Below are 24653 nucleotides of genomic sequence, written 5' to 3' on the forward strand. Positions count from 1 at the left end.
CTCAGATGACCTGGCGCTGCGCCTCGGCCTGCTCGACGCGATTGCGGCCATGCGCCTTGGCCCGGTACAGCGCCTGATCGGCGCGCGCCAGCAGGTCGTCCAGGCTCGGCGCGCTCTCGTCCGCGGCGCAGCCAGCCAGGCCAATGCTGACGGTGATCTGCAAGCGCGTATCGCCCTGAGCCGCATGCAGGTCCTGCACGGCGCGGCGCAGACGTTCGGCGGTGAACGTGGCCTGTTCCGGTGGTAGCCCCGGCAGCACCACCACGAACTCTTCACCGCCCAGGCGAGCCAGCAGCGCTTCGTCGTGCAACTGCTCCTGCAGGGTACTGGCGAACTGGCGCAGGACCTGGTCACCGACCGCATGACCATGGCAATCGTTGATCGATTTGAAATGATCGATGTCGAGCATCATCAAGGTCAGCGGCAGCCCATGCTGCTGACGGCTGTCGAGCAGGGCATTGGCGCGCCGGGTAAAGGCACTGCGGCTGAGCAGGCCGGTGAGGTGGTCGATGGTGGCCTGGTGCGCCAGGCGCGCCAGCAGGCTGCGGTTGGCCTGGCTGACGCAGGCGACGACCAGCGGGCCGAGGACCAGCATGGCGATCCCCAGGCGCGCCGACATCAGCGTGGTGACCCCAGGCTCGCTCTGCGGCACGCTGAAGTGCATGAGGTTCTGCGCCACCGCCACGATCAGTGTGCTGCCAGCGGTAAGCGCCAGCAACGAAACCAGAAAAGGCGAGTACGTCCAGGCACACCACAGTAGCGCGGCAATCGGAAAGGCAATGGCGCCAGGGCCGCCGAAGGCGATGCTCAAGGCCAGTGAGGCCAGCAGCACCAACAAGGGCGCCAGGCGGATAGCCTGGGCGCCGCTGCGCATCAGTACACGGGGCGAATGGGCGGTGAGCAGCACCGGCAGCACCAGCACACTGGTCGAGAACTGTTCGCTGAACCAGGCCAGCCAGGTGGCCTCCAGCGACTTCTCGAACCACGGTGTAGCCATTACGCAGGCCATGCTGGCCGCCACCACGGCACCCGCTGCGCAGGCGCCGAAAACACTGAGCACGCCATGCGGGGTACGCATCCGCCTATGCAGGCGGGGCAAGCGCGAAAGCAACCACCACACCGTCACCACCACGCCGAGGTTGCACAGGTTGAACCACAGGGCGGGAGCCCAGGCACTGCCACAGGCCAGGTCGGCGGCGACCATGGCCAGCCACACCAGGCCAAAGCCCACCAGGCTGGCCTGGCGCGGGTAACGCAAGAGCACCCCGGCCAGCACCGCATTGACCGGCCAGAACAGTGATAATGATTCGATCGGCCGGGCCAGGATCCCGCCGAGGGTCAGGGCGAAGGTCAGGGCGAACAGCGCAAGGTAGGGCAACAAACGCGATTGTGCTGGAAAAACCATAGGCTCGACCGACAAGCGGAAACGAAATCCAGGACAACGGCTATAAGCACCTGGGGCATTGGCGTGTCAGTGTGTTGGCACCGGGTGCTTGATGTCAATCTGCCGTGTTCGTGCAAGTTGATGTCAAATAGCCTCCAATCCTCGCCATGTTGCCTAAAGACCGAAGAACCAAGGCACCATCAGCACCGTGACCAGCATAACCAGTACGGTGAAAGGCACACCGATTTTGACGAAGTCGGCAAAGCGGTACTGACCCGGGCCGAGCACCAGGGTGTTGACGGGTGAAGACACCGGCGTCATGAATGCTGCCGATGCTGCCAGGGCGACGGTCATGGCGAACGGGTAGGGCGACAGGCCCAGCTGAGTGGCCGTGCTGATCGCCACCGGGGCCATCAGCACGGCGGTGGCGGTGTTGGAGATGAACAGGCCGATGATGGCCGTGACCATGAACAGGCAGGCCAGCATGGCCAGCGGCCCGGCACCGCCCAGCAGGCTGACCAGGCCACCCACGGCCAGGTCGATGCCGCCGGTTTTCTGCAGCGCCTGGGCGAACGGCAGCATGCCGACGATCAACACCAGGCTCTGCCAGTGAATGGCCCGGTAGGCGCTGTTCATGTCGATGCAGCGCCCGGCGCCCATCAGCAGGCAGCCGATCAGCGCGGCGATGACATTGGGTACTGCGCCGCTGACCATCAACCCGACCATCACTGCCAGGCTGAGCAGGGCATGGGGTGCACGGGCGCGGGCTGGCGCCACCTGATCGATCTCGGCCGGCAGGCTCAACACCAGAAAGTCCTTTGGCTGGCTCTGCAGCTGGCGCACGGCTTTCCATGGGCCGACCACCAGCAGCGTGTCGCCAAGGCGCAGCTTCTCTTCCACCAGTTGTTCTTCAATGGCCGCCTGCTCGCGGCGCAGGCCAACCACATTGAGGTCATAGCGGGTGCGGAAGGCCAGTTCCAGAATGCTCTTGCCGATCAGCTGCGAGCCCGGCGGCAGCGACACCTCCGCCATGCCCAGGTCCTGCGACTGGTCGATGAAATAGGCGGCCTTGAAATGCAGCGGTTCCAGTTGCATGGTCTGGCACAGGGTGCGCAGGTCGTCGCGTTTGGCGAACAGGTCGAGCAGCAGCACATCGCCTTGCTGCAGGACGGTGCCTGAGTCGGCGGCGATCACCCGGGTGGTGAACTTGTGCTGGCGTTCGATGCCGATGACGTTGGCGCCATGCCTGGTGCGCAGTTCCAGCTCGCCCAGGGTATGGCCGATCAGTGGCGACCTGGGGCGGATGCGCAGGCGCCGTTCGCGGCCGTTGAGCTTGTAGTCAAGCACCAGGTCAAGCAGTGTGCGGCGGCTTTCCACGCGGCCGTCCTTGCGCGTTTCGCCATTGAGCCAGTTGCGGGTCAGCAGCATGTAGCCGATGCCGAGCACCAGCACCACCAGGCCGAACGGGGTGAAGCTGAAAAAGCTGAAGCCGGGCGCGCCATGGCGTACCAGTTCGCTGTGCACCACCACGTTGGGGGGCGTGGCCACCAGGCTGAGCATGCCGCTGATCAGGCCGGCGAAGCTCAGCGGCATCATCAACCGGCTGGGCGACAGTTTCAGGCGCGCGGCAATGCTGAGCACTACCGGGATGAAGATCGCCACCACGCCGGTCGAACTCATCACCGAGCCCAGCCCGGCCACCGAGACCATCAGCAAGACCAGCAGCCGTGCCTCACTGTTACCGGCCTTTTCGCTCATCCATTCACCGATGCGGTAGGCGATGCCGGTGCGTACCAGCCCTTCGCCGATCACGAACAGGGCGGCGATCAGTACCACGTTGGGGTCGCTGAAACCGGCCAGGGCCTGTTCCACGGTGAGGATGCCCGACAGTGGCAAGGCGAGGATCACCAGCAGGGCGACCACGTCCATGCGCGGGCGGTTGATGACGAAGAGGATGACGACGACAGCCAGCAGGCCGAGTACCCAGAGCAATTCCTGGTTCATGGGGCGAGGGTGTTCCTTCACTCAAGGGGGCACGAAAGACAGTAGCAGTCAGTGTGGCAGCTTGCGGTGAAGGTGGTGTTGATGTGCTGCAGGGTTTGCAGCCAAGGGTAAATGAAAAGGGCCGCACGATGCGGCCCTTTCGCTTGACGTCACTCAGTGGCGACGGTGATGGCGGTGCTTGCTGCTGCCACCGTTGTCGCCCAGGTGGTTGCCCAAGGCGCCACCGGCCGCGCCGCCCAGACCTGCACCGATGGTAGAACCGGTCCTGCCACCTACTGCGCCACCCAGCAGCGAGCCGCCGGCCGAGCCCAGGCCACCGCCAATGGCGGCTTCGGTACGGTTGCCTTTCTTCGCCGCTACTGCACTACCGGCGGCACCGCCGAGACCGGCGCCGATGGCTGCGCCAGTGCGGCCGCCCATCTGCTGACCGACAACGTTGCCCAGGACACCACCCAGGCCACCGCCAATGGCGGCAGTACCGTCACCGGCGAAAGCGCCCTGGCACAGCAGCAGGCCAAGGGCGAGGGAAGGTAGAGTCAGACGCATGATTGGAACCTCAGAGGAATCATCAGGTTAAGGTGCCGCACGGATGGGCGGCGGGCCAGGGTAGGGAAGACGCTTCAACGATCGTAACGGTCACTGCGCCATTGGCGGTCGTCGTCATCGTCGCGATCGTGCCGGTGGTGGTGACGGTGGCCGCGGTCGTCGTCGCGCCAGCCGCCGTCATCACGGTAGTGGTGGTGATAGCAGCCCGACAAAAGCAGGATAGCGGCGATCAGTGAAAAGCTTGCAAAGCGGGTCATCTCGATTTAGGTCCTTGATCCGCATAGGTTTACGGGACACTAACTGAGACTGGAATCGATCCATTTGGTTTCCTTGACCCGCAAGATTTTGCTGCGCAAGCGATGAATGGCGCTCAGGAGGCAGGGTGGATGGCAAGCACTACGCCATTAGTCGTCTGAACCAGCACATAGTGATCCCCCATGCGCACCCAGTGGCTTTCCTTTTCCGGTGCGGGCAGGCCCTTGGCTTTCCAGTCGCTCAGGGCCGCATCGTCGCGTTTGTATTGGTCGGGCGCCTTGTCGCCGACCTTGAGTTCGCGGTTATGGGTTTCCGGTGCCTTGACGCTTTCTTCGGCCGAAGGGGCAGCCAGGGTCATCATCGGCAGGCTGGCCAGCAGTAGTGCAGGCAGAAGGTGGTTGGTTTTCATGGCAATCTCCTTGAGGGGTATGTAACAGATGCGACAGCGGCCCGCTTGGGACAATTCACTTGCGGTGCTAGAGTCGCTTTCTTTTTTGCCCCGAGGATGGAACATGCGAGCAATTCTGCCGATGGCTGCGGCGCTGGTGTTGGTCGGTTGCGCGAGCGCGACCATGGATGCGGCACGCGCTGGCAAGCCGACAGCCCAGCTTGACTCGCGCAAGGCGCCGGAGCTGGTGGCCCAGTGCATCCAGTTCAGCTGGCAGAAAGAGGAAGTGTTCGGCGACGACGCCAGCGGCTACCTGGAACCGCGCAAGCAGGGTGGGTTGACGGTTTATACCCGCGAGGCGGAGTCGTTCGTGGATGTGTACCCGCAGGCGGGTGGGACGCGGGTGGATTACTATGCGCAGAAGAATGACGGAGTGGCCCTGCAGCGTCGGGCGGCGGCGGCCACCTGTCTGTAACGGCGATGCAGTACCGGCCTCTTCGTGGGCTTGCCCGCTCCCACAAGGCGCTGTGCAGTACCTGTGAGAGCGGGCAAGCCGGCGAAGAGGCCGGCAAGCGATGATCAGGACAGGAAACCACCGTCGACATTCAGCGCGGTACCGGTGGTGTAGCTGGAAGCATCGCTGGCCAGGTACAGCACGGCACCGGCCATTTCCTTGGGGTCGGCCACGCGCTTGAGCGGGATCTGCTGCAGCGCGGCATTGAGGATGGCGTCGTTCTTCACCAGGGCCGAGGCGAACTTGGTGTCGGTCAGGCCCGGCAGCAGGGCGTTGCAACGAATGCCGAACTGCGCGCATTCCTTGGCGAACACTTTGGTCATGTTGATCACCGCCGCCTTGGTCACCGAATAGATGCCCTGGAACAGGCCCGGCGAAACGCCGTTGATCGAGGCGACGTTGATGATGCTGCCACCACCGTTTTCACGCATCAGCTTGCCGGCTTCCACCGACATGAAGAAGTAGCCGCGGATATTTACGTCGACGGTCTTCTGGAAGGCACTCGGGTCGGTGTCGAGCACGTTGCAGAATTGTGGGTTGGTGGCTGCATTGTTGACCAGGATGTCCAGGCGCCCGAACTGTTCACGGATGCCGGCGAACACCTGCTGGATCTGCTCCAGCTCACCAATATGGCAGGCCACCGGCGTAGCCTTGCCACCCGCTGCAATGATCGCCTCCGCCACCTGCTGGCAACCCTCCAGCTTGCGGCTGGAGACGATCACGTGGGCGCCTTGCTGGGCCAGCAGATGGGCAATGGCCTCGCCGATGCCACGGCTGGCACCGGAGACGAAAGCGATCTTGCCGTCGAGGTCGAACAGTTGGGTCTTGGACATGCTGTTTTCCTTGTTGTCTGGCATCAGAGCGTGGACTTGCCGATGACTTGCAGGCTCATCTGCTCCAGCAGCCGGTTCATGTGAATGAACTGGGCGAAGCGTTTGTCCTGGGTCTGGCCGTGGTAGTAGCGGTAGTAGATCTGCTGGACGATGCCGGCCAGGCGGAACAGGCCGTAGCAATAGTAGTAATCGAAGTTGTCCAGGTGGATGCCGGCGCGCTCGGCGTAGTAGTCGACGAACTGGCGGCGCGTGAGCATGCCTGGGGCATTGCTTGGCTGGCGGCGCATCAGTTGCACCGGCGCCGGGTCGCTGGCCTCGATCCAGTAGGCCAGGCTGTTGCCCAGGTCCATCAAGGGATCACCCAGGGTGGCCATCTCCCAGTCCAGCACCCCGATGATGCGCATGGGGTTGTCGGCGTCGAGGATGACGTTGTCGAAGCGGTAGTCGTTGTGCACGATGCCTGGGCGCGGGTGGTCGGCGGGCATCTTCTCGTGCAGCCAGGCGATCACGTTCTCCCAGCGTGGCGCATCGGGTGTCAGGGCTTTTTCGTAGCGGCTGGTCCAGCCCTCGATCTGGCGCTGCACGTATCCTTCCGGCTTGCCCAGGTCGGCCAGGCCACAGGCCTGGTAATCCACTTGATGCAACTCGACCAGGCGGTCGATGAAACTTTTGCACAGGGCCTCGGTGCGGCTGGCGTCCAGGCCCAGCTCGGCGGGGATGTCGGAGCGCAGGATCACGCCCTTGACCCGTTCCATCACGTAGAACTCTCCCCCGATCAGCGACTCGTCGGTGCAATGGACGTAGGCCTTGGGGCAATACGGGAATCCGCTGTTGAGCTGGTTGAGGATGCGGAACTCGCGGCCCATGTCATGGGCCGACTTGGCCTTGTGACCGAAGGGCGGGCGGCGCAACACGAATTCACGGCCCGGGTAACTGACCAGGTAGGTGAGGTTGGACGCGCCCCCGGGGAACTGGCTGATGCGCGGCAGGCCTTCGAGGCCGGCGATGTGGCCCTTCAGATAAGGATCGATGACGGCCGCGTCGAGTTCTTCGCCGGGGCGTACCTGGGTGGACTGGTCGGTGAGCGTCATGCGATTTCCTTATTATCTGGTGCAAGGACTATTGGCTAATCTAATGGCCTGGCGGCAGTGGAACAAGCGTGCCAGGCGCCATATAGGCGAGGGTGTTGCTGGTCGATCACTGCACCGAATGCCAGGCAAAAAAAAACCGAAGCCGGCCAGGCTTCGGTTCTTTGATTCTGCGTTGTGCCCAGCACTCAGGAAGGGAACAGCTCGCTTAGTTTCATCGACAGCATCATGTCGCCTTCGACGCGCAGCTTGCCGCCCATGAAGGCCTGCATGCCGTCGGTTTCACCGCTGACGATGCCTTTCAGGGTTTCGCTGTCCAGCACCAGGGTGCAGTTGGCATCCGGGTTTTCACCTTCCTGGATGTCGCAGGTGCCATCTTTGACGATCAGCGCGTATTGCTTGTTTTCGTCGGTGATATTGAAGCCGAACACCAGGTCCAGGCCTTCAGCAGCCGCTGGGTTGAATTTTGCTTTCATCGCTTCGACGGCTTTAGCTACATCGCTCATGGTGTTTTCCTTGTTAAGTGATATTCGCGTCCGTAAGGACACAACGGGCCGGGCTCAACGGTAGGTGATGAGCTCCGGGGCCCTCAACAGCTGCACATGGGCTTGGCTGTTGAAGGAAGCCAGTGCCACGTCACGGCCGCGGAATTTCAGCTGGCTGAGCGACGTGTTGATGATCTGCCAGTTCAGCGCAAAGGCCTGGCTGGGCGTGATTCGGGTAACCAGGTGAAGCAGGGCGGCGATGGTGCCCCCGGATGTGAACACGGCGATGTTTTCGCCACTGCCAGCAGTGCCCAGCACACGCTGCAGGCCGGCTTCGACCCGTGCGGTGAAGGCCTGCCAGGTCTCCAGGCCGTCATCGGCATGCTCGCCCGCGTGCCAGCGCTGCACCATCAGCGCGAACAGGCGCTGGAACTCGCTGCGGTTGCGGGCACCATTGCGCAGGATCTCCCGGGCATGCGGCTCCTCAGTCAACAGGCCGGGCAGCAGGGCACGAATCACCCCATCGGCGTCGAACTCATTGAACGCAGGGTCGGTCTCAATGGCCGGTACCGGGCAACCGCTGGCGTTCATCGCCTGCAGTGCGTGCCGGGCAGTGTCCTGCTGCCGGCGCAGGTCACCCGCCACGCAGCGGTCCAGGTGCAGGCCGAGCTGGGCGAGGTGTGCGCCCAGGGCCTGGCTCTGGCGCACACCGACAGGGGAGAGGACGTCGTAGTCGTCTGCACCGAAGGAAGCCTGGCCATGTCGGATCAGGTAGAGATTGCCCACTGCGGTATCCGGCGTTGAAGGTTGCTGCGAGGTTAGGATGCGCCAGACAGGCTGTCAACGAAAAAACATACAAGCGTTTGAAAAGGTTGTTTGAACTGTGTTGCCAGCATTTACCTCGGCTGGCGAGGGCACGGGCGCAACGGTATGCTTGCAGCAGTTTCGCGCCGATCGGGCGCAGGTTCATAAGGAGTCAACGTGGAGTTTCTTGCCGAATACGCAAGCTTTCTCGCCAAAACCGCCACCCTGGTGATTGCCATCCTGGTGGTGTTGTCCGCCATTGCCGGTTTGCGCGGCAAGGGGCGGCGCAAGGCCGGTGGGCAGTTGCAGGTCACCCGCCTCAACGAATTCTACAAGGAGTTGCGCGAGCGCCTGGAAAGCGGCTTGCTTGACAAAGCCCAGCTCAAGGCCCTGCGCAAGCAACAGGCCAAGGCGGAAAAACAGCAGAAGAAGGGCAAGGCTGATGAAAAGGGCCGGGTGTTCGTGCTCGACTTCGACGGGGACATCAAGGCCTCAGCCACCGAGAGCCTGCGCAACGAGATCACCGCTCTGCTGACCCTCGCCAACCCTCGCGATGAAGTGGTGCTGCGCCTGGAAAGCGGCGGCGGCCTGGTGCACAGCTATGGCCTGGCGGCCTCGCAACTGGCGCGCATCCGCCAGGCCGGCATCCCGCTCACCGTGTGCATCGACAAGGTCGCGGCCAGCGGCGGTTACATGATGGCGTGCATCGGCGACAAGATCATCAGCGCGCCCTTCGCCGTGCTGGGCTCGATCGGTGTGGTGGCGCAGTTGCCCAACGTCAACCGCCTGTTGAAGAAGCACGACATCGATTTTGAAGTGCTGACCGCCGGCGAGTACAAGCGTACCCTGACCGTGTTTGGCGAGAACACCGAGAAAGGCCGGGAGAAGTTCCAGGAAGACCTGGACATCACCCACCAGCTGTTCAAGGACTTCGTGGCCCGCTACCGCCCGCAGTTGCACATCGATGAGGTCGCCACCGGTGAAGTCTGGCTCGGCATTGCCGCATTGAACCGCAAGCTGGTCGATGCACTGCAGACCAGCGACGAGTACCTCAGTGAGCGCGCCCGCACGGCCAGCCTGTTCCACCTGCACTATGCCGAACGCAAGAGCCTGCAGGAGCGAATCGGCATGGCCGCCAGCGGCACGGTTGAGAACACCGTGGTAGGTTTGTGGAGTAAACTTGGGCGCTTGCGCTAACACCTTGAACCCGTTGAAATTTTTTTTCGTTCAGGGGGTTGCAAGGTGAAAAGAATGCGGACATAATGGCGCCCATCGAAACGCAGCAACCCTTGAAAAGGTGCGGTGTTTCAAGGAGATAGCGAAGCGCAAGCTGCTAGATCCGAACTTTGAGGCCGAGTAGCAAAGTGGTTATGCTCCGGATTGCAAATCCGTCTACGCCGGTTCGATTCCGACCTCGGCCTCCACTATTCGAAAACCCCGCAGATGAAAATCTGTGGGGTTTTTCATTTTGCCCGGCATTCAGCCATGGCTGAGCGAAAGGTCGCTGATGATGCACACTGAACCATCATCGGCCGGCGTGGCATCGGTGTAGTCGACCTGGTTGTAGACCCCACCATGGAACTCGAACAAGTGGGTGTCCCAGGTATCATCGAGTTGCAGTTCGCTCGATGACTTGGAGACGCCGTTGCATCTGGCGGTCACCTTGACCATGCCGGCAGAGGTGACATGGATGATCACATCGAATTTGGTGCCGAGCGGCACGCCCTGCAGGAGGGTGCTGTTCACCGGGTTGGTCTGGTTGTAAGACGTCCGGAAGCCGATGGTGATATTGCCCTTGTTCCAGAACACCTTCACTGGCGGACTGTCGTCCCCCCTGACGTGCATCTGGCTGATGACGACCTTTTGCGCCAAGTTGACCTTGGTCAACGTCATTGTCTGGCGATTCCAGTGGTCTGGGGCGCTGGCCAGCGTCCAGTTCTGGGTCTCTGACCACTCGCAACGGGTTCTATGGGTGCTCTTGCTCGAAGCGCCTTTGGTCGGTGCTGTGAACTGGACGGACCCGTCGCTGAGCACTTTAACCACACTCGGGAACTCGGCGATGGCGACAGCGCCGTTGAGTTCAAGCGCGACGGGGTTCGTTGAAGAGACGGCTATGGGGGTAGTGATCGTTAGATTACTGATATTTACGGTCATAAATACTCCTGACGATAAAATCATTGGCCTGGCACGATTGCCATCCAACCGTGATGCGTTCCTCCGCATCCGGCTGGGCACTCGTGAATGCGCAGGCGGATGATTTGGAAGTCACGATGACTGTATGCATATACAGTACATTCGAGTGACCTTATTTCAACCCCCGCAAGCGTGTACAGCGAAATGACGGGTAAGCAAATGGCACAGACCTGCAGCTGGCAGCTTGGTAAAAGCCCGGCTCAATGCCGGGCTTCACTCATTTTTTTCGGGCGTTGGTGGTTTCGACTGCTGCGGTCAGCCAAGTGATGCGACTACTTTCGGTACACATTTCACATACCCGGAAAAAGAAAAACCCGCCAACCAGTGGCGGGTCCAAAGAAAGTACGGAGCAAGGTCAGATTGTCAAAATGCTTGTCATAAACTCGTGAAGTTCACGTTGGCGGTGTGTCGACACCCGATGCGCATAAAAAAGCCCGCCATCGAGGCGGGCAACGAACGTTCTGAAGGGAGAGCTTTCAGGCTGAGGCCCGCTGATTAAGTCAGCATTAATGGCACGCCATTGACCGCAGCGAACGATGCGCCTATAAGGCGTGCCAGCATTCCAGGAGGCACCATGCGCGACGAAGACGACCTGCACGAACCCGAACATGATCATCTGCTCGATCATGAATTCCTCTATGAAGACTACGACCCTGAAGCGGACGCTCAAGGCGCCGAGGACGAAGTCGAGGAAGACGACGCGCTGCTGGATGACCTCGATGACGAAGCGTGCGATCACCCAGCCTGGCACGACGACCTGGACGACTGAATCAGCGCCCGTCGACCGAGTAGCGCCCTGGGCCGCTGACTGCGAGTGCCAGCAGGCCGCCGCAGATGCTGAGGTTTTTCAGGAACTGAGTCATGTTCGCGGCGCGCTCCGGGTCGATCATGTTCCAGAAGGGATGACCAAGCAGCCCGGTGCCCAGCACGAACAGGGCAAACAGGAAGGCCAACGGACGAGTGTAGAAGCCCAGGATCAGCAGGATGCCGACAATGAACTCCATGAACACTGCAACCGCTGCCGCGAGCATCGGCGCAGGGGCGCCCAGCGAGGTCATGTAGCCGACCGTGCCTTCAAAGCCTGTGAGCTTGGCCCAGCCGGACAGCATGAAAAGGATCATGAGCAGCACGCGAGCGATCAGCAGCATGATGTCGCGTTGACCATCGAACAGGGAGTAGCGCATGGTGGCATACCGGCGAAGGGGGACAAGCTCCACTCTAGCAGTTGCTCAGGGGATTGCTGCCGGGCAGCAAAAAGGCGCCGCAAGGGCGCCTTTTCAAAGGAATTTGGTGCGAGTGGCGGGACTCGAACCCGCAAGGCTCACGCCGACAGATTTTAAGTCTGCTGTGTATACCAATTCCACCACACTCGCACGCTTGAAAGGGTCATGACGACCGGCGCGCTTCTAGGCAGAAGGGCCTGACAATCAAGTGCGCTTTATAACCCATTGTTATAGTTGAGTCAAACGCAGCGCCTATGATCAAAGGAATGAGGGGTCGATCGAACGGGCAATTGACACCTTGCTGTCATTACGTCGCTGTTGCCCAGTTCATTGGATCCAATGAGTGTGACGCCATGTTCCACGCCACTCCTTCGGTTCTTTCCGGGCGTGCTGTTCGTCCCCGGATGTTCTGGCGCCTGCTGTTCGCGCAGGTGTTGCTGGTGGGCGCTTTTCTGTACCTCAGCCTGATCACCCTCGGTAGCTACCTTCTGCTACTGGGGTTCGATGGCGAGCAGCAGCAACCGCAGCGCTTGATGGCGCTGGCAGGTGGCGGCCTGATCCTGCTGGTGGGCCTGTGGCTGTTGAAAGTGGCGATGCCGAGGCGCATCAGCCTGGTCATGGTCGAACCCGAGCGCTGATAATCTGTTACAGCGCGTGCTGTTGCAGAAGGGTACGCTTGGCTAAGCTAATCAGGCCCCCTGCTGTGCCTGTGGAGTATGCATGGTTTCAGCCGACTGTATCGATCACCCGGTCATGCCCGCCAGCCGCTATGAGCAGCTGGTGCAATCAGTGGTGGATTACGCCATCTACATGCTCGACCCCACCGGCCATGTGGTGTCCTGGAATGCCGGCGCCCAGCGGATCAAGGGTTACCGCGCCGAAGAAGTCATAGGCCGGCATTTCTCGTTGTTCTTCACGCCTCAGGATTGTACCGAAGGGCGCCCGGAGCGCCTGCTGAAAATGGCCCTGGAGCAGGGCGTGGCGCAGGACGAGGGCTGGCGCGTGCGCAAGGATGGCACGCAATTCTGGGCCTTGGCTGCGCTCGATGTGATCCGCGATGAGCAGGGGCAGATCATCGGCCTGGCCAAGGTCACCCGTGATATCACCGACCGGCGCGAATCGGCGCTGCAGCTCGACGCCGTGCGGGCCCAGTTGTTCCAGGCGCAGAAGCTCGAAGCGCTGGGCCAGCTGACTGGCGGCCTGGCGCACGACTTCAACAACCTGCTGACCATCATCATCAGCTCGGCGCGCCTGGCCCAGGCCAGCCAGGATCCGGCGCGGGTGCAACGCATGCTCGAACATATCCTCGATGCCGGGCAGCGCGGCACCGAGCTGACCCAGCAGCTGCTCAGTTTCGCCCGCCACCGGCAACTCGATGTGTCACTGATCGCCCCGGCCAAGCTGCTGGATTCCACGCGTGGCCTGCTGGAGCATGCGCTGCCGCGTGAGATCGTGTTGCAGGAATACCTGCAGCCCGGCCTGCCGCTGATCGAGGTGGATGCCGGCCAGCTGCAGATGGTGCTGCTCAATCTGCTGTTCAATGCACGCGATGCGATCGGCGAGCGGGGCACGATCGACCTGGCGGTGCTCACGGTCGAACTGGCGGGGGAAGTCGAAGGGCTGCATGGCACCTTCGTGTGCTTCGAAGTGAATGACACGGGTGAGGGTATCGACCCGCTGGTGTTGCCGCGTATCTTCGAGCCGTTCTTCACCACCAAGGCTTTCGGCAAGGGCACCGGCCTTGGCCTCAGCCAGGTCTACGGTTTTGCCAAGCAGAGCAATGGCGCCATCCGTGTCGACAGCACGCTCGGCAAGGGCACGTGCATGCGCCTGTATCTGCCGGCCTATCAGCCCGATGCGCGGGCACAATCCGACAGGTAGCCACCATGGTTCAAGCACTCAAACGGCTGGTCACGGGGATCGAAGGGCTCGATGCCTTGCTCAAGGGCGGCCTGGTTGCGGGCGCTTCATACATCGTTCAAGGCCCGCCCGGTGCGGGCAAGACCATCCTGGCCAACCAGTTGGCCTGCGGCCACGTACGGGGCGGCGGCAAGGTGCTGGTGGCGACGTTGCTCAGCGAGTCCCATGAGCGCTTGTTCCAGTACCTGGCGACGCTCGAATTCTTCGACCCGGGCATGGTGGGTGACCAGATCCAGTACGTCAGTGCCTTCGACGCCCTCGAACAGGAGGGGCTCGATGCGGTGGTCCGGTTGCTGCGCCAGGAAATCGGCAAGCAGCAGGCGAGCCTGCTGATCGTTGATGGCGTGCTCAATGCCCGGGTGCGTGCGGAAACGGCGCTGGATACCAAGAAGTTCGTCTCGGAGCTGCAAGGGCACGCGGCCTTCGCCGGCTGTACCGTGTTGCTGCTGACCAGTGCCCGGCTGGATGACAACAGCCCGGAACACACCATGGTCGATGGCGTGATCGAGTTGGGCGAGCAATTGGTCGGTAGCCGCGCCGTGCGCCACGTGCAGTTGCGCAAGACGCGGGGCAGCGGGGCGTTGTCCGGGCGCCACGAGTGCCTGATCGATGAAGCCGGGATGCACTTCTACCCGCGCCTGGAATCGCTTTACAGCCACCCCAGCCAGCTGGGCTCTGCCTCCTTGAGCCGGGTGTCCACAGGTGTCGAGACGTTGGACGAAATGCTGGGCGGGGGGCTGACGCTGGGCTCGGTCAGCCTGCTGATGGGCCCCTCGGGGATTGGCAAAACCTCGATTGGCCTGGCTTTTCTGGCCGCAGGCAGCGTGGAGCAGCCGGCACTGCACTTCGGTTTCTACGAAACGCCTGCCCGCCTACGCCTGAAGGCTGCGGCGCTGGGCTACGACTTTGCCGTCCTCGAGCGTTCCGGCGCCTTGCACCTGAGCTGGCAACCGACCACCGAAGGCCTGCTTGACCAGGTGGGGGCTCGTCTGCTCAAGCAGGTCGAGCAGCACGGCAGCAAGCGTGTGTTGATCGACAGCCTGGGCGCGTTCAGCCGCCTGGCGGTCGACCCGGCGCGGCTCAACGCGTTCTTCCGGGCTTTGGCGGGTGAGTTGCGGGCGCGGGATGTCAGCGTCATGCTGACCTGGGAGATGCGTGATATTTTCGGTTCGGAAATCACCGCCCCGGCGCCGGACCTGTCGAGCATCGTCGACAACCTGATGCTGATGCGCTTCGTCGAGCTGGAGTCCCGGCTGCGTCGCATGCTGTCGATCTTGAAGGTGCGCGACAGCCACCACGATCCGGCGCTGCACGAACTGCGCATCGGCCCGCAAGGTATCAATCTGCGCAAGGCGTTCGAAGGTGCCACAGGCGTGCTTTCGGGTACGCCGGTCGCGCAAGGGGCTGGCTGACGGAGCCTGCCGATGAACACCATCCTGATCGTCGATGACGAGTACCTGATCGCCGATATCCTCGGCTTTGCCCTGGAGGATGAAGGTTTTTTGGTGGAAAAGGCGAGCAATGGGCGCAAGGCGCTGGAGGCGTTACAGGAAAAGCGCGTGGAGCTGGTGATCACCGATTACATGATGCCAGTGCTCGACGGCGGGGAACTGGCGCGGGCCATCCGCGACGAACTGGGGCTCAATGACTTGCCGGTGATTCTCATGAGTGGCGCACAGGCCAGCAAGGCCGACCCAAGGCTGTTCGCTGCGGTCTTCGACAAGCCGTTCGACATGGACAAGATGATCGCCAAGGTGCGCGAGCTGCTCGGCACCTGAGGTTCAGGTTGTGGCTTGTGCCAGTCGGTCAAGCGCGTCCGTGCGGCTTGAAACGAGGCTCGGGTCAGTGTTGGTCGTCGTGCTTTTCCGGAGCCGGGCTGCCGGCCTGGATGCGCTTGAAGATCTCTTCCCGGTGCACCTGGACATCTTTTGGTGCATCGATGCCAATCCTCACCTGCATCCCTTTAACGCCCAGAATGGTGACTTTGATGTCATCGTTGATGACGATACTTTCGCCAACCTTACGGGTGAGTATCAGCATGTAGTTCTCCTTGGTAATGTCGAAATCCGTCGGGCCATTGGACCGCAACGGTGGGAGCTGGTCCCTCTTCCTTCTCATTAAAGACGCTTTCGGCGGATAGTAATTCCCCGGAAGACAAATTCTGTTGCGTGTCTTTAGTTGCAGGTGCCGAAGAAAATGCTGCAAGGCAGGTCGACGAGGTGCTCGACGGCAAGAATAGGGGGGTTCGCGCTTTATGGGAAATTTCTCTGCATGATGGGCTGGATAGATCGGCTCAATCATCGTCTTTTGTCTCCAGTGCCTGAAGAAACAGCAGCAAGGCCACTTCTTCTGCATCCAGCCCCTTGCGCACGCGGCGCTCAGGCAGGTCGGCGAGGCGCCCGAGGGCGTAGTGTTCGAGTACGGCCGGGTGGATATAGCAGCGCCTGCACACTGCTGGGGTATTGCCCAGGCGTGCGGCCACCTGCTTGACGATGGCCGCGACCTGGCGTTTGGCTTCACTCTCCGGCTCCCAAGCCAATGGCCGCAGCAGGCTCAGCGCCAGGCTGCTGCCGGCCCAGGTGCGGTAGTCCTTGGCGGTGAAGTCGGCGCCAGTGAGTTGCTGCAGAAACTGGTTGACCTCGCTGGAGCCGATACTGTGCCGCTGGCCGTTCTCGTCCAGATACTGGAACAGCGCCTGCCCGGGCAGTTCCATGCAGCGCTTGAGCAGGTTGGCCAGGCGCCGGTCGCGCAGCGTGACATTGTGCTCGACACCACGCTTGCCGCGGAACTGGAAGCGTACGGTGCTGCCCTGCACCTGAACGTGGCGATTGCGCAGGGTGGTCAGGCCATAGGACTGGTTGTCGCGCAGGTAGCGCTCGTTGCCGATGCGGATCAGCGTGTGATCGAGCAGGCTCACCACCAGCGCCATGACCTTTTCCCGGTGCAGGCCCGGCCGGGCCAGGTGCGTTTCCAGTTGTGCGCGCAGTTTCGGCAGGGCCTGGGCAAAGGCCAGCATGCGCCCGTACTTGTGCTGGTCGCGCATTTCGCGCCACTGGGCGTGGTAGCGGTACTGCTTGCGGCCGCGGGCATCGCGGCCGGTGGCCTGCAGGTGACCTTGCGGGTCGGCGCAGATCCATACATCGGTGTAGGCCGGTGGGATCACCAGGGCGGCGATGCGCGCCAGGGTTTGCTCGTCGCGGATGCGCTGCCCCTGTGCATCGAGGTAAATGAAACGGTCGCGCCAGCGGCGCCGGGTCAGGCCCGGCTGGCTGTCGTCGACATAATGCAGGTTGGCTGGCAGGGGGCAGTCGAGCATCGGCGGCGGGCCTCGATCAGGTCACTGATCAATGGACAACGGCCGCTTCGATGATGCTCAACCCAGCAGTGCCACCGACTTGATCTGCGCGAACAGCGCCTGGCCGGTATGCAGGCCGAGCTGGTCCGCCGAGAACCGGGTGATGCGCGCCAGCAAGGCGTTGCCGCCGGCGTCCAGGCTCACCAGCACATGCGCCGGGTTGTCTGCCGGGCGCGTTTCGCGCACCCGCACCGCTAGCCGGTTGAGAATGCTCGAGGTGCTGTCGGCGCGCAGTGCCAAGCTCACGTCCCTGGCCTGGACCTTGATCCGCAACGTGCTGCCCATGCTGTGCGCCGGGTGGGCGATACGCAGCAGCGGCGCTTCATGGCCGGGCAGGCGCAGGTCGAGCAGGCCGTAGTGCGGATCGTGGCCGACCACGATGCCCTCGAAGACCACCCCGGCATCCTCGCCCTGGGCCAGTGACAAGTCGAGGCGGGCCAAGGTCTCGCCGATCGGCCCGCTGGCCATGGCCCGGCCTTGTTCCAGCAGCACCAGGTGGTCGGCCAGGCGCGCCACTTCGTCCTGGGCATGACTGACGTACACCAGCGGGATGTCCAGCTCGTCGTGCAGGCGTTCCAGGTACGGCAGGATCTCACGCTTGCGTGGCCCGTCGAGTGCGGCCAGCGGTTCGTCCATCAACAGCAGCCGCGGGCTGCTGAGCAGGGCGCGGGCAATGCCGACCCGTTGCGCCTCGCCACCTGACAAGGTGGCCGGTTTGCGTTCGAGCAGGTGGCCAATGCCCAGCAACTCGCGGGCCTGTTCCAGGCTGACCCTGCGTTCGGCAGGGGCGATGCGCCGCCAGCCGAATTCCAGGTTACCGCGCACCGACAGATGCGGGAACAGGCTGGCCTCCTGGAACACATAGCCCACCGGGCGCAGGTGCGCAGCCAAAAAGTAGTTGCGGCTACTGTCTTCCCATACCTCGCCGTTTACCTCGATGTAGGCACTGGCTGCCCGCTCGAGCCCGGCCAGGCAGCGCAGGCATGATGTCTTGCCTGAGCCCGAGTGGCCGAACAGCGCACTGATGCCGCGACCGGGCAGGTGCAGGTCGACGTCCAGGGTGAAGTCGTCACGCGCCAGCTTCAGCCGCGCCACAATCGATCCGCTCATTTCAGCTCCAGCCAGCCTTGCTACGGCGCCCGGTGTAGAGCAGGAGCAGTACCAGGAACGAGAACACCAGCATGGCACCGGCCAGCCAGTGGGCTTGCGAATATTCCATGGCCTCGACGTGATCGAATATCTGCACCGACACCACGCGGGTCTTGTCAGGGATGTTGCCACCGATCATCAGCACCACGCCGAACTCGCCCACGGTATGGGCAAAGCCGAGGATGCTGGCGGTGATGAAGCCGGGACGGGCCAGCGGCAGCACCACATGGACAAAGGTGTCCCAAGGGCTGGCGCGCAGGGTCGCGGCCACTTCCAGTGGGCGCTGGCCGATGGAGCCGAAGGCATTTTGCAGCGGCTGCACCACGAAAGGCATGGAGTACACCGTCGAGCCGATCACCAGGCCGCTGAAGCTGAACACCACGGTACCCAGGCCCAATGCCTGGGTAGCCTGGCCGAGCCAGCCATGCGGGCCGAGGGCGATCAGCAAGTAGAAGCCGATGACCGTTGGCGGCAGCACCAGGGGAAGTGCCACCACCGCGCCCACCGGCCCGCGCAGCCACGAGCGCGTGCGCGCCAGCCACCAGGCGATGGGCGTCCCAACGATGAGAAGGATCAGCGTGGTCAGGCTGGCGAGTTTGAGGGTCAGCCAGACCGCGCCGAAGTCACTGGCGTCCAGCGGCATCAGATTTCATAACCGTAGGACTTGATCACCGCAGCGGCTTTCGGGCCTTTCAGGTAGTCGACCAGGGCTTTGGCAGCCGGGTTGTCCTTGCCTTTGTTGAGGATGACCGCGTCCTGCAGGATCGGCTCGTGCAGGTTGGCCGGGACGATCCAGGCCGAACCGCTTGCGACCTTGCCGTCCTTGTAGATCTGCGAAAGGGCGACGAAGCCCAGTTCGGCGTTGCCGGTGGAGACGAACTGGTAGGCCTGGGTGATGTTCTGGCCTTCGACGATCTTGGCCTTGGTGGCCTCGGTCAACTTCAGCCTGTCCAGCACCTGAGTGGCAGCCAGGCCGTAAGGGGCGGCTTTCGGGTTGGCGATGGACAGGTGCTGGAACTGGTTGTTCTTCAGTACCTCACCCTTGTCATCCACGTAGCCCGGCTTGGCCGACCACAGGGCCAGGGTGCCGGTGGCGTAGGTGAAGCGCGAGCCCGGGACGATTTGCTGCTCTTCTTCCAGCTTCTTCGGGGTGCTGTCATCGGCCGCGAGGAATACTTCGAATGGCGCGCCGTTCTTGATCTGCGCATAGAACTGGCCGGTGGCGCCATAGGCGGCGACCAGCGTGTGGCCGGTGTCTTTTTCGAACTCCTTGGCGATGGCCTGGATCGGCGCGGTGAAGTTCGCCGCGACAGCTACCTGCACCTCGTCGGCCCAGGCGCTGTTGAGTGTGACCAGGCTGGCCAGGCTGGTGGCGGCCAAGTGGGACAGGCGGATACGCATGAAGACATTTCCTTGGAGTGGTTATCGTTATGGTGTGAACTATATAGCGATAGGCCATTTGCCGGGAAGGGGCTGGAAGGAGGGTTATAGCCTGGGAGAATTCTGGTTGATAGTGCCGGCCTCTTCGCGGGCACGCCCGCACAGGATCATCACAGGCCTCAAGGCCTGCACTGTACCTGTGGGAGCGGGCATGCCCGCGAAGAAGCAGGCACTGATTCACGATCCTATTGCTTGATCTGCGCCAACGCCTTTGCGGCAATCTCCCGAGTCAACTGCTCCGCCGGCATGTGCCTGCCCAGGCGTAGCGCCTGCCCTGACCACAGGTTGCTGAAATCGCTGTTGCCTTGCGCATCGGTAATCGCCCGCAGTGGCATCAATGCACCACCGGCCAGCGGGAAGCGCGGCGCCAGTTCGCTCATCGGCCCCAGCTCTCGCATGATGCGGTTGTTGATGCCACGTGCCGGGCGCCCGGTGAACAGGTTGGTCAACGCGGTGTCGCTGGCCGCTGCGCTGTCCAGTGCGCGGCGGTGGGCAGGGGAGACCTTGGCCTCCGGGCAGAACAGGTAGGCGGTGCCGATCTGCACCGCGCTGGCGCCCAAGGCCAGGGCTGCCAGCAGGCCGCGGTGGTCGCCAATGCCGCCGGCAGCGATCACCGGCAGGCGCACGGCATCGGCAATCTGCGGCACCAGGGCGAAGGTGCCGATCTGGCTGGTGATATCGTCGCTGAGGAACATGCCGCGATGGCCGCCGGCTTCATAGCCCATGGCGATGATCGCATCGCAGCCATTGGCTTCGAGCCACTGCGCTTCTTCCACCGTGGTGGCGCTGGACAGCACCTTGGCACCCGTGGCCTTGACCCGCTGCAGCAGTTCCGAGTGCGGCAAGCCGAAGTGGAAACTCACCACCTCCGGGCGCAGTTGCTCGACCAGCAGGCAGCTCTGTTCATCGAAGGGGGCGCGATTGGAAACAGGCGTAGGTGCATCAAAGTCGGCACCGACTTCGCTGTAGTACGCTTTCAGGGTCTGTTTCCAGCGCGCGTCGCGCTCGGGGTCCGGCGCTGGCGGCTGGTGGCAGAAGAAGTTCAGGTTCAGCGGCTGCCCAGGGCAGGCCGTGCGGAAGGCCTCGATCTCGCTACGCACCTGCTCGCCCGTGAGCATGGCGCAGGGCAGGGCACCGAGGCCACCCGCCCGGGCCACGGCGATGGCCATGGCCGAACCCGTGGCACCGGCCATTGGCGCTTGAAGAATGGGCAACCCGATGCCCAGCAGATCGAGGATACGACGGTCGGGCCAGTTGCTCATGCGCTTCTCCTTGTTGCCGCTGCCTTACAGTGCTTTGCTCACCTGGATGTCGCTGATCTTTTCGGCGTCTTCGCCGTGGATCTTGCGCAGGGCTTGCATGGCCTGTTCGTGCGAGGCGTCGGTCATTACCGCGAAGTCCCAGCGGCGCTGGCCGTCGAGCTTGTACTTGATGACGTATTTGATGTTCTGGGTCATGGTGGGCCTTATCCGAGTTTCGACGACGAGCGGCGGATGATCTTGATCTTGTGGGTCAGGGTCGGCTTGCGCGTGACCGAGATCGGCCGGGTGGTCACCGTATCGATGGTGATGTTCCAGAAACCGGTGCTGGGCACGGTGATCTTGGCCGGGAAGCGATCGAAGTGGCCACCATGGTAGGTGTGCCGGCCGCCGTTCTTGAAGCTGCGGAAGTTGGCGTCGTTCATCAGGCGGATGTTGCAGCGCTGGGAGCACTCGATGACGACGATGTCGTCCTCGTTCAGGTGCTCGCGCTGGTGTACGAATTTCATGTGGTGCTCCGCAAGGATTGGTTCAGCAAAGGCGAAAGATACCACGATGTCGGCTTGCGCTGCCGCGCCTGATGGCAGCTGGCGGATAAAACGGCCAAAGCGGGGAGCAAAACCGCCTCGCTGTTGTCCTACGCTCTCTTGTCATTCGAGGTGCGGCAAATGAAGTGGATGGTGGCGGCGTTTTTTCTGGCGCTGGGAGGGTGTGTCAGTGTGTCGGAACTTGAGCAATCCCATGAAACCATGGATGTGATGTCCGGCAAGACGCCGCGCGAATATGCCGATTGCATCAAGGCGCACCTGGCCAAGAGCCGTGACCCTCTGGTAGAGGAGCAGCGCGACGACGGCCTGCGTCTGATCGTGCCGCAAAAGCTTACGGCAGGTTCCGGGCCGGCAGCGTTGCTCGACATCCACAAGCGGGGCAGCGGCAGCAGCATCAAGCTGCATGAGCGCCTGAACAACTTCCCGCTGCGCCCGGGTGATGTACGCGAGGCAACGACCGAGTGCATCTCGGGGAGTTGATCTGGCTCAACGGATCGGCGCTTAGCAGGCCAATTGCCAGCCGGTGATCGGCTGGGGCGTTGTTGCGAATTCCCTTACAGGGCTAGTATCCATTTGCTTATGTTTTTTAAGCCTAAGCTTATAACAAAAGAAATGGAGATTCGTGATGACACCGTTGAGTCGCGTCGTGATCGGCAGCCTGCTGATCCTGACCTGGCCCGCGGCGCATGCCGCCGATGGCCAGAAAGTCTTTACCCAGGGCGGGGCCAACCCCGCCGCCATGGCCTGCCTGGGCTGCCATGGCCCGGACGGCAAGGGCATGGCCGCCGCAGGGTTCCCCCGCCTGGCTGGCCTGCCGGCCGGTTACCTGAGCAAACAGCTGCACGACTGGCGCAGTGGCAGCCGCCATCAGCCGGTCATGGCGCCGTTGGCCAAAGCCCTGAGCATCGATGAGATCGAGGCCGTCAGCCAGTACCTGGCCGCGCTGCCGAGTGATCCTGCCCCGGACTGGCGTCGCCAGCAGATCGCGACCAACCCCACCGAACGCCTGGCCCTCTACGGCGACTGGAGCCGGCAGATACCCGGCTGCGTGCAATGCCATGGCCCAGGCGGCAGCGGTGTCGGCGAGCACTTCCCGCCGCTGGCCGGGCAGCCTGCGGCGTACCTGATGGCGCAGCTCAACGGCTGGCGCGACGGCAGCCGCAGCAACGACCCCAATCAGCTGATGGCAGGCGTGGCCAAGGCCATGACCGACGCCGAGGTCAAGGCAATTGCCGAGTACTTCGCCCACCCCGCCAGCCCGGAGGCCAAGCCATGAAGACCCTGTTGCCAACATTACTGCTGCTGGCCACGGGCAGTGCCTTTGCCAGTCAGGCGCCCATCGCCATGGAAGACCAGTCGCAGCTGAAAGTCCCCGATGCCCAGGCGGCGCCACGGTTCGCACCGCCCGCCGAAGGCGCGCTGCCCGACAATGCCTTTGGCAAGATGGTCCGGGAGGGGCACGCACTGTTCGTCGACACCCGCCGGTTGATGCCCGAGGCGGTGGGCAATGGCATGAACTGCAGCAACTGCCACCTCGATCAGGGCCGCCTGGCGCATTCCGCGCCGCTGTGGGGCGCTTATCCGATGTACCCGGCCTACCGCAAGAAGAACGACAAGGTGAACACCTTTGCCGAGCGCATCCAGGGTTGCTTCCAGTTCAGCATGAACGGCAAGCCGCCGGCCGCCGACAGCCCGCAGATGACGGCGCTTGCCGTGTATTCATACTGGCTATCGACCCAGGCGCCCACCGGCGTGGAAATCGCCGGTCGTGGTTACCCCGAGGTGCCGCAGCCAAAAGGTGGCTATGACTTCAAGCGTGGCCACCAGGTCTACCGCGAGCAGTGCGCCATTTGCCATGGTGACAACGGTGAGGGGCAGAAGGTAGCCGGTGACTATGTGATGCCACCCCTCTGGGGCAAGGACTCCTACAATTGGGGCGCCGGCATGCACCGGATCAATACCGCGGCATCGTTCATCAAGTACAACATGCCACTGGGCAAGCCGGGCAGCCTGAGCGATCAGCAGGCCTGGGATGTGGCCGCCTGGATCAACCGCCACGAACGCCCCCAGGACCCTCGCCTGGTGGAGGGTTCCATCGAAAAGACACGGCTGAAGTTCCATGCCAACGACGGCGTCAACCTGTACGGCCAGCAGGTCGACGGGGTGCTGGTCGGGCAGGGCACAGGCAGCTGAGCACGCGTCGTGCCGGCCCTTTCGCGGCTGCCCCGAAGGGGCCGGATGACGGGATTTTCACGAACTTTTTGGAACTATCTACACTGGGTTATCTCTATCATGGCAACGGTCGTCGCAGGCAGGGCATTGTAAGCTGCATGCCGCCTGATTAGACTGCGCCGAATTCCACAGGCTTCGCCTATGTTTAAGGATGTTTATGATCAAGAAATGCTTGTTCCCGGCAGCCGGCTACGGCACCCGCTTCCTGCCCGCTACCAAAGCCATGCCCAAGGAAATGCTGCCGGTGGTCAACAAGCCACTGATCCAGTATGGCGTTGAAGAAGCATTGGATGCTGGCCTGAACGAGATTTCCATCGTCACCGGCCGCGGCAAGCGCGCACTGGAAGACCACTTCGACATCAGCTACGAGCTGGAAAACCAGATCAAGGGCACCGACAAGGAAAAATACCTGGTCGGTATCCGTCGCCTGCTCGACGAATGCTCGTTCTCCTACACCCGCCAGACCGAAATGAAAGGCCTGGGCCACGCCATCCTGACCGGCCGCCCGCTGATCGGTGACGAACCGTTCGCCGTGGTACTGGCGGATGACCTGTGCGTCAACCTGGAAGGCGAAGGCGTGCTCGCGCAGATGGTCGCGCTGTACAAGAAGTACCGCTGCTCGATCGTTGCCATCCAGGAAGTCGATCCGCAGGAAACCAACAAGTACGGCGTCATCGCCGGTGAAGAAATCAAGGACGGCATTTTCCGCGTCGACTCCATGGTCGAGAAGCCAAAGCCGGAAGACGCCCCGTCCAACCTGGCGATCATCGGTCGCTACATCCTGACCCCGGACATCTTCGAGAAAATCGAACAGACCGAGCCAGGCAAAGGTGGCGAGATCCAGATCACCGACGCTCTGATGAAACAGGCCGCCGAAGGCAACGTGATTGCCTACAAGTTCAAGGGCAAGCGTTTCGACTGCGGTGGCGCCGAAGGCTACATCGAGGCGACCAACTTCTGCTTCGAGAACTTCTACAAGGCCGGCAAGGCATATTGATTTAAGCCGCTGCTGGTTACTGGGGCCGCTTCGCGC

At 62.5% G+C, this 24653-nt stretch carries 30 protein-coding genes and 2 tRNA genes; 12 read left to right on the forward strand and 20 right to left on the reverse strand.

Annotation, left to right across the window (positions count from 1 at the left end; all coding sequences use genetic code 11):
• Position 1: 1 nt before the first annotated feature.
• From APH33_RS09750 to APH33_RS09770, 5 genes are all read right to left on the reverse strand, one after another.
• Entirely contained in the window at positions 2 to 1420 is a 1419-nt protein-coding gene (locus APH33_RS09750) for a GGDEF domain-containing protein (protein ID WP_054884924.1), read from the reverse strand.
• Between the two features lie 138 nt (positions 1421 to 1558).
• Positions 1559 to 3388 (reverse strand): SLC13 family permease, encoded by a 1830-nt coding sequence (locus tag APH33_RS09755; protein WP_054884925.1) that lies wholly within the window; start codon positions 3386 to 3388, stop codon positions 1559 to 1561.
• Between the two features lie 153 nt (positions 3389 to 3541).
• Positions 3542 to 3934 (reverse strand): glycine zipper domain-containing protein, encoded by a 393-nt coding sequence (locus APH33_RS26535; RefSeq protein WP_082433539.1) that lies wholly within the window; start codon positions 3932 to 3934, stop codon positions 3542 to 3544.
• A 74-nt stretch (positions 3935 to 4008) separates the two neighbouring features.
• Positions 4009 to 4191: a hypothetical protein gene (locus tag APH33_RS09765; RefSeq protein WP_054884927.1), complete on the reverse strand. Its 183-nt coding sequence runs from the start codon at positions 4189 to 4191 to the stop codon at positions 4009 to 4011.
• A 113-nt stretch (positions 4192 to 4304) separates the two neighbouring features.
• A complete protein-coding gene (locus tag APH33_RS09770) occupies positions 4305 to 4598 on the reverse strand; it encodes an RcnB family protein (RefSeq protein ID WP_054884928.1) in 294 nt (97 codons plus the stop codon).
• A 103-nt stretch (positions 4599 to 4701) separates the two neighbouring features.
• On the opposite strand from APH33_RS09770, the gene APH33_RS09775 reads away from it, so the two are divergent.
• Positions 4702 to 5052 (forward strand): hypothetical protein, encoded by a 351-nt coding sequence (locus APH33_RS09775; RefSeq protein ID WP_054884929.1) that lies wholly within the window; start codon positions 4702 to 4704, stop codon positions 5050 to 5052.
• A 104-nt stretch (positions 5053 to 5156) separates the two neighbouring features.
• Here APH33_RS09775 and APH33_RS09780 read toward each other — a convergent pair whose 3' ends face one another.
• From APH33_RS09780 to APH33_RS09795, 4 genes are all read right to left on the reverse strand, one after another.
• On the reverse strand, positions 5157 to 5924 hold the full coding sequence (locus APH33_RS09780; protein ID WP_054884981.1) for an SDR family oxidoreductase: 768 nt from the start codon (positions 5922 to 5924) through the stop codon (positions 5157 to 5159).
• A gap of 23 nt (positions 5925 to 5947) precedes the next feature.
• The gene (locus tag APH33_RS09785) at positions 5948 to 7015 is read right to left on the reverse strand and encodes a phosphotransferase family protein (RefSeq protein ID WP_054884930.1); all 1068 of its coding nucleotides are present in this window, start codon (positions 7013 to 7015) and stop codon (positions 5948 to 5950) included.
• A 185-nt stretch (positions 7016 to 7200) separates the two neighbouring features.
• Positions 7201 to 7518, reverse strand: a complete 318-nt coding sequence (locus APH33_RS09790) for an SCP2 sterol-binding domain-containing protein (protein ID WP_054884931.1) — start codon at positions 7516 to 7518, stop codon at positions 7201 to 7203.
• Between the two features lie 54 nt (positions 7519 to 7572).
• Entirely contained in the window at positions 7573 to 8283 is a 711-nt protein-coding gene (locus APH33_RS09795; RefSeq protein ID WP_054884932.1) for a histidine phosphatase family protein, read from the reverse strand.
• A gap of 195 nt (positions 8284 to 8478) precedes the next feature.
• Here APH33_RS09795 and sohB point away from each other — a divergent pair, with 195 nt between their 5' ends.
• The gene (sohB, locus tag APH33_RS09800) at positions 8479 to 9498 is read left to right on the forward strand and encodes a protease SohB (RefSeq protein WP_054884933.1); all 1020 of its coding nucleotides are present in this window, start codon (positions 8479 to 8481) and stop codon (positions 9496 to 9498) included.
• A gap of 153 nt (positions 9499 to 9651) precedes the next feature.
• Positions 9652 to 9725 (forward strand) — tRNA-Cys (locus tag APH33_RS09805).
• Between the two features lie 55 nt (positions 9726 to 9780).
• Here APH33_RS09805 and APH33_RS09810 read toward each other — a convergent pair.
• Positions 9781 to 10455, reverse strand: coding sequence for a polysaccharide lyase family 7 protein (locus APH33_RS09810; RefSeq protein ID WP_054884934.1), 675 nt, complete (start codon positions 10453 to 10455; stop codon positions 9781 to 9783).
• Between the two features lie 613 nt (positions 10456 to 11068).
• Here APH33_RS09810 and APH33_RS09815 point away from each other — a divergent pair.
• A complete protein-coding gene (locus APH33_RS09815; protein WP_054884935.1) occupies positions 11069 to 11263 on the forward strand; it encodes a hypothetical protein in 195 nt (64 codons plus the stop codon).
• Between the two features lies 1 nt (position 11264).
• On the opposite strand, the gene APH33_RS09820 is transcribed toward APH33_RS09815, so the two are convergent.
• Both APH33_RS09820 and APH33_RS09825 read right to left on the reverse strand, forming a co-directional pair.
• Positions 11265 to 11678 carry a DoxX family protein gene (locus APH33_RS09820; RefSeq protein WP_054884936.1) on the reverse strand — a complete coding sequence of 138 codons (414 nt, stop codon included), beginning with the start codon at positions 11676 to 11678 and terminating at the stop codon, positions 11265 to 11267.
• 104 nt (positions 11679 to 11782) lie between these two features.
• Positions 11783 to 11867: transfer RNA gene (locus APH33_RS09825), tRNA-Leu, on the reverse strand.
• 203 nt (positions 11868 to 12070) lie between these two features.
• Here APH33_RS09825 and APH33_RS09830 point away from each other — a divergent pair.
• The 4 genes from APH33_RS09830 (at position 12071) to APH33_RS09845 (ending at position 15415) form a co-directional block, all read left to right on the forward strand.
• Positions 12071 to 12355, forward strand: a complete 285-nt coding sequence (locus tag APH33_RS09830; RefSeq protein ID WP_256218608.1) for a hypothetical protein — start codon at positions 12071 to 12073, stop codon at positions 12353 to 12355.
• 82 nt (positions 12356 to 12437) lie between these two features.
• Entirely contained in the window at positions 12438 to 13598 is a 1161-nt protein-coding gene (locus APH33_RS09835; protein ID WP_054884938.1) for a nitrogen regulation protein NR(II), read from the forward strand.
• A 5-nt stretch (positions 13599 to 13603) separates the two neighbouring features.
• A complete protein-coding gene (locus APH33_RS09840) occupies positions 13604 to 15049 on the forward strand; it encodes an ATPase domain-containing protein (protein ID WP_054884939.1) in 1446 nt (481 codons plus the stop codon).
• Positions 15050 to 15061: 12 nt separating this feature from the next.
• Positions 15062 to 15415: a response regulator gene (locus tag APH33_RS09845; RefSeq protein WP_054884940.1), complete on the forward strand. Its 354-nt coding sequence runs from the start codon at positions 15062 to 15064 to the stop codon at positions 15413 to 15415.
• Between the two features lie 64 nt (positions 15416 to 15479).
• On the opposite strand, the gene csrA is transcribed toward APH33_RS09845, so the two are convergent.
• From csrA to APH33_RS09880, 8 genes are all read right to left on the reverse strand, one after another.
• Positions 15480 to 15677, reverse strand: a complete 198-nt coding sequence (csrA, locus tag APH33_RS09850; RefSeq protein WP_012315047.1) for a carbon storage regulator CsrA — start codon at positions 15675 to 15677, stop codon at positions 15480 to 15482.
• 253 nt (positions 15678 to 15930) lie between these two features.
• Positions 15931 to 16953, reverse strand: a complete 1023-nt coding sequence (locus tag APH33_RS09855; protein ID WP_054884941.1) for a DNA topoisomerase IB — start codon at positions 16951 to 16953, stop codon at positions 15931 to 15933.
• Between the two features lie 57 nt (positions 16954 to 17010).
• Entirely contained in the window at positions 17011 to 18102 is a 1092-nt protein-coding gene (gene modC / locus APH33_RS09860) for a molybdenum ABC transporter ATP-binding protein (protein WP_054884942.1), read from the reverse strand.
• Position 18103: 1 nt separating this feature from the next.
• The gene (gene modB / locus APH33_RS09865; protein ID WP_054884943.1) at positions 18104 to 18784 is read right to left on the reverse strand and encodes a molybdate ABC transporter permease subunit; all 681 of its coding nucleotides are present in this window, start codon (positions 18782 to 18784) and stop codon (positions 18104 to 18106) included.
• Positions 18784 to 19542 carry a molybdate ABC transporter substrate-binding protein gene (modA, locus tag APH33_RS09870; RefSeq protein WP_054884944.1) on the reverse strand — a complete coding sequence of 253 codons (759 nt, stop codon included), beginning with the start codon at positions 19540 to 19542 and terminating at the stop codon, positions 18784 to 18786. Before modA ends, modB begins: the two co-directional genes overlap by 1 nt.
• A gap of 224 nt (positions 19543 to 19766) precedes the next feature.
• On the reverse strand, positions 19767 to 20843 hold the full coding sequence (locus tag APH33_RS09875) for a nitronate monooxygenase family protein (protein WP_054884945.1): 1077 nt from the start codon (positions 20841 to 20843) through the stop codon (positions 19767 to 19769).
• Between the two features lie 24 nt (positions 20844 to 20867).
• Positions 20868 to 21038, reverse strand: coding sequence for a hypothetical protein (locus APH33_RS27395; protein WP_099815847.1), 171 nt, complete (start codon positions 21036 to 21038; stop codon positions 20868 to 20870).
• An 8-nt stretch (positions 21039 to 21046) separates the two neighbouring features.
• Positions 21047 to 21349 (reverse strand): DUF1883 domain-containing protein, encoded by a 303-nt coding sequence (locus APH33_RS09880; protein WP_054884946.1) that lies wholly within the window; start codon positions 21347 to 21349, stop codon positions 21047 to 21049.
• A gap of 159 nt (positions 21350 to 21508) precedes the next feature.
• Between APH33_RS09880 and APH33_RS09885 the strand changes: the two genes are divergently transcribed.
• From APH33_RS09885 to galU, 4 genes are all read left to right on the forward strand, one after another.
• Complete coding sequence (locus APH33_RS09885) at positions 21509 to 21868, forward strand: hypothetical protein (protein ID WP_054884947.1); 360 nt, start codon at positions 21509 to 21511, stop codon at positions 21866 to 21868.
• A 145-nt stretch (positions 21869 to 22013) separates the two neighbouring features.
• A complete protein-coding gene (locus APH33_RS09890; protein WP_054884948.1) occupies positions 22014 to 22664 on the forward strand; it encodes a c-type cytochrome in 651 nt (216 codons plus the stop codon).
• Positions 22661 to 23581 carry a c-type cytochrome gene (locus tag APH33_RS09895; protein WP_054884949.1) on the forward strand — a complete coding sequence of 307 codons (921 nt, stop codon included), beginning with the start codon at positions 22661 to 22663 and terminating at the stop codon, positions 23579 to 23581. Before APH33_RS09890 ends, APH33_RS09895 begins: the two co-directional genes overlap by 4 nt.
• 196 nt (positions 23582 to 23777) lie before the next feature.
• The gene (gene galU / locus APH33_RS09900; RefSeq protein WP_054884950.1) at positions 23778 to 24617 is read left to right on the forward strand and encodes a UTP--glucose-1-phosphate uridylyltransferase GalU; all 840 of its coding nucleotides are present in this window, start codon (positions 23778 to 23780) and stop codon (positions 24615 to 24617) included.
• The last annotated feature ends 36 nt before the right edge of the window (positions 24618 to 24653 follow it).

Source organism: Pseudomonas sp. NBRC 111130, from assembly GCF_001320485.1.
GTDB classification, from domain to species: Bacteria; Pseudomonadota; Gammaproteobacteria; order Pseudomonadales; family Pseudomonadaceae; genus Aquipseudomonas; species Aquipseudomonas vlassakiae.

Coding starts and splice junctions, on each gene's coding strand:
- APH33_RS09755 (WP_054884925.1), bottom strand. CDS start 3,388: ATGAACCAGGAATTGCTCTGGGTACTCGGCCTGCTGGCTGTCGTCGTC.
- APH33_RS26535 (WP_082433539.1), bottom strand. CDS start 3,934: ATGCGTCTGACTCTACCTTCCCTCGCCCTTGGCCTGCTGCTGTGCCAG.
- APH33_RS09765 (WP_054884927.1), bottom strand. CDS start 4,191: ATGACCCGCTTTGCAAGCTTTTCACTGATCGCCGCTATCCTGCTTTTG.
- APH33_RS09770 (WP_054884928.1), bottom strand. CDS start 4,598: ATGAAAACCAACCACCTTCTGCCTGCACTACTGCTGGCCAGCCTGCCG.
- APH33_RS09775 (WP_054884929.1), top strand. CDS start 4,702: ATGCGAGCAATTCTGCCGATGGCTGCGGCGCTGGTGTTGGTCGGTTGC.
- APH33_RS09780 (WP_054884981.1), bottom strand. CDS start 5,924: ATGTCCAAGACCCAACTGTTCGACCTCGACGGCAAGATCGCTTTCGTC.
- APH33_RS09785 (WP_054884930.1), bottom strand. CDS start 7,015: ATGACGCTCACCGACCAGTCCACCCAGGTACGCCCCGGCGAAGAACTC.
- APH33_RS09790 (WP_054884931.1), bottom strand. CDS start 7,518: ATGAGCGATGTAGCTAAAGCCGTCGAAGCGATGAAAGCAAAATTCAAC.
- APH33_RS09810 (WP_054884934.1), bottom strand. CDS start 10,455: ATGACCGTAAATATCAGTAATCTAACGATCACTACCCCCATAGCCGTC.
- APH33_RS09815 (WP_054884935.1), top strand. CDS start 11,069: ATGCGCGACGAAGACGACCTGCACGAACCCGAACATGATCATCTGCTC.
- APH33_RS09820 (WP_054884936.1), bottom strand. CDS start 11,678: ATGCGCTACTCCCTGTTCGATGGTCAACGCGACATCATGCTGCTGATC.
- APH33_RS09830 (WP_256218608.1), top strand. CDS start 12,071: ATGTTCCACGCCACTCCTTCGGTTCTTTCCGGGCGTGCTGTTCGTCCC.
- APH33_RS09835 (WP_054884938.1), top strand. CDS start 12,438: ATGGTTTCAGCCGACTGTATCGATCACCCGGTCATGCCCGCCAGCCGC.
- APH33_RS09840 (WP_054884939.1), top strand. CDS start 13,604: ATGGTTCAAGCACTCAAACGGCTGGTCACGGGGATCGAAGGGCTCGAT.
- APH33_RS09845 (WP_054884940.1), top strand. CDS start 15,062: ATGAACACCATCCTGATCGTCGATGACGAGTACCTGATCGCCGATATC.
- csrA (WP_012315047.1), bottom strand. CDS start 15,677: ATGCTGATACTCACCCGTAAGGTTGGCGAAAGTATCGTCATCAACGAT.
- APH33_RS09855 (WP_054884941.1), bottom strand. CDS start 16,953: ATGCTCGACTGCCCCCTGCCAGCCAACCTGCATTATGTCGACGACAGC.
- modC (WP_054884942.1), bottom strand. CDS start 18,102: ATGAGCGGATCGATTGTGGCGCGGCTGAAGCTGGCGCGTGACGACTTC.
- modB (WP_054884943.1), bottom strand. CDS start 18,784: ATGCCGCTGGACGCCAGTGACTTCGGCGCGGTCTGGCTGACCCTCAAA.
- modA (WP_054884944.1), bottom strand. CDS start 19,542: ATGCGTATCCGCCTGTCCCACTTGGCCGCCACCAGCCTGGCCAGCCTG.
- APH33_RS09875 (WP_054884945.1), bottom strand. CDS start 20,843: ATGAGCAACTGGCCCGACCGTCGTATCCTCGATCTGCTGGGCATCGGG.
- APH33_RS27395 (WP_099815847.1), bottom strand. CDS start 21,038: ATGACCCAGAACATCAAATACGTCATCAAGTACAAGCTCGACGGCCAG.
- APH33_RS09880 (WP_054884946.1), bottom strand. CDS start 21,349: ATGAAATTCGTACACCAGCGCGAGCACCTGAACGAGGACGACATCGTC.
- APH33_RS09885 (WP_054884947.1), top strand. CDS start 21,509: ATGAAGTGGATGGTGGCGGCGTTTTTTCTGGCGCTGGGAGGGTGTGTC.
- APH33_RS09890 (WP_054884948.1), top strand. CDS start 22,014: ATGACACCGTTGAGTCGCGTCGTGATCGGCAGCCTGCTGATCCTGACC.
- APH33_RS09895 (WP_054884949.1), top strand. CDS start 22,661: ATGAAGACCCTGTTGCCAACATTACTGCTGCTGGCCACGGGCAGTGCC.
- galU (WP_054884950.1), top strand. CDS start 23,778: ATGATCAAGAAATGCTTGTTCCCGGCAGCCGGCTACGGCACCCGCTTC.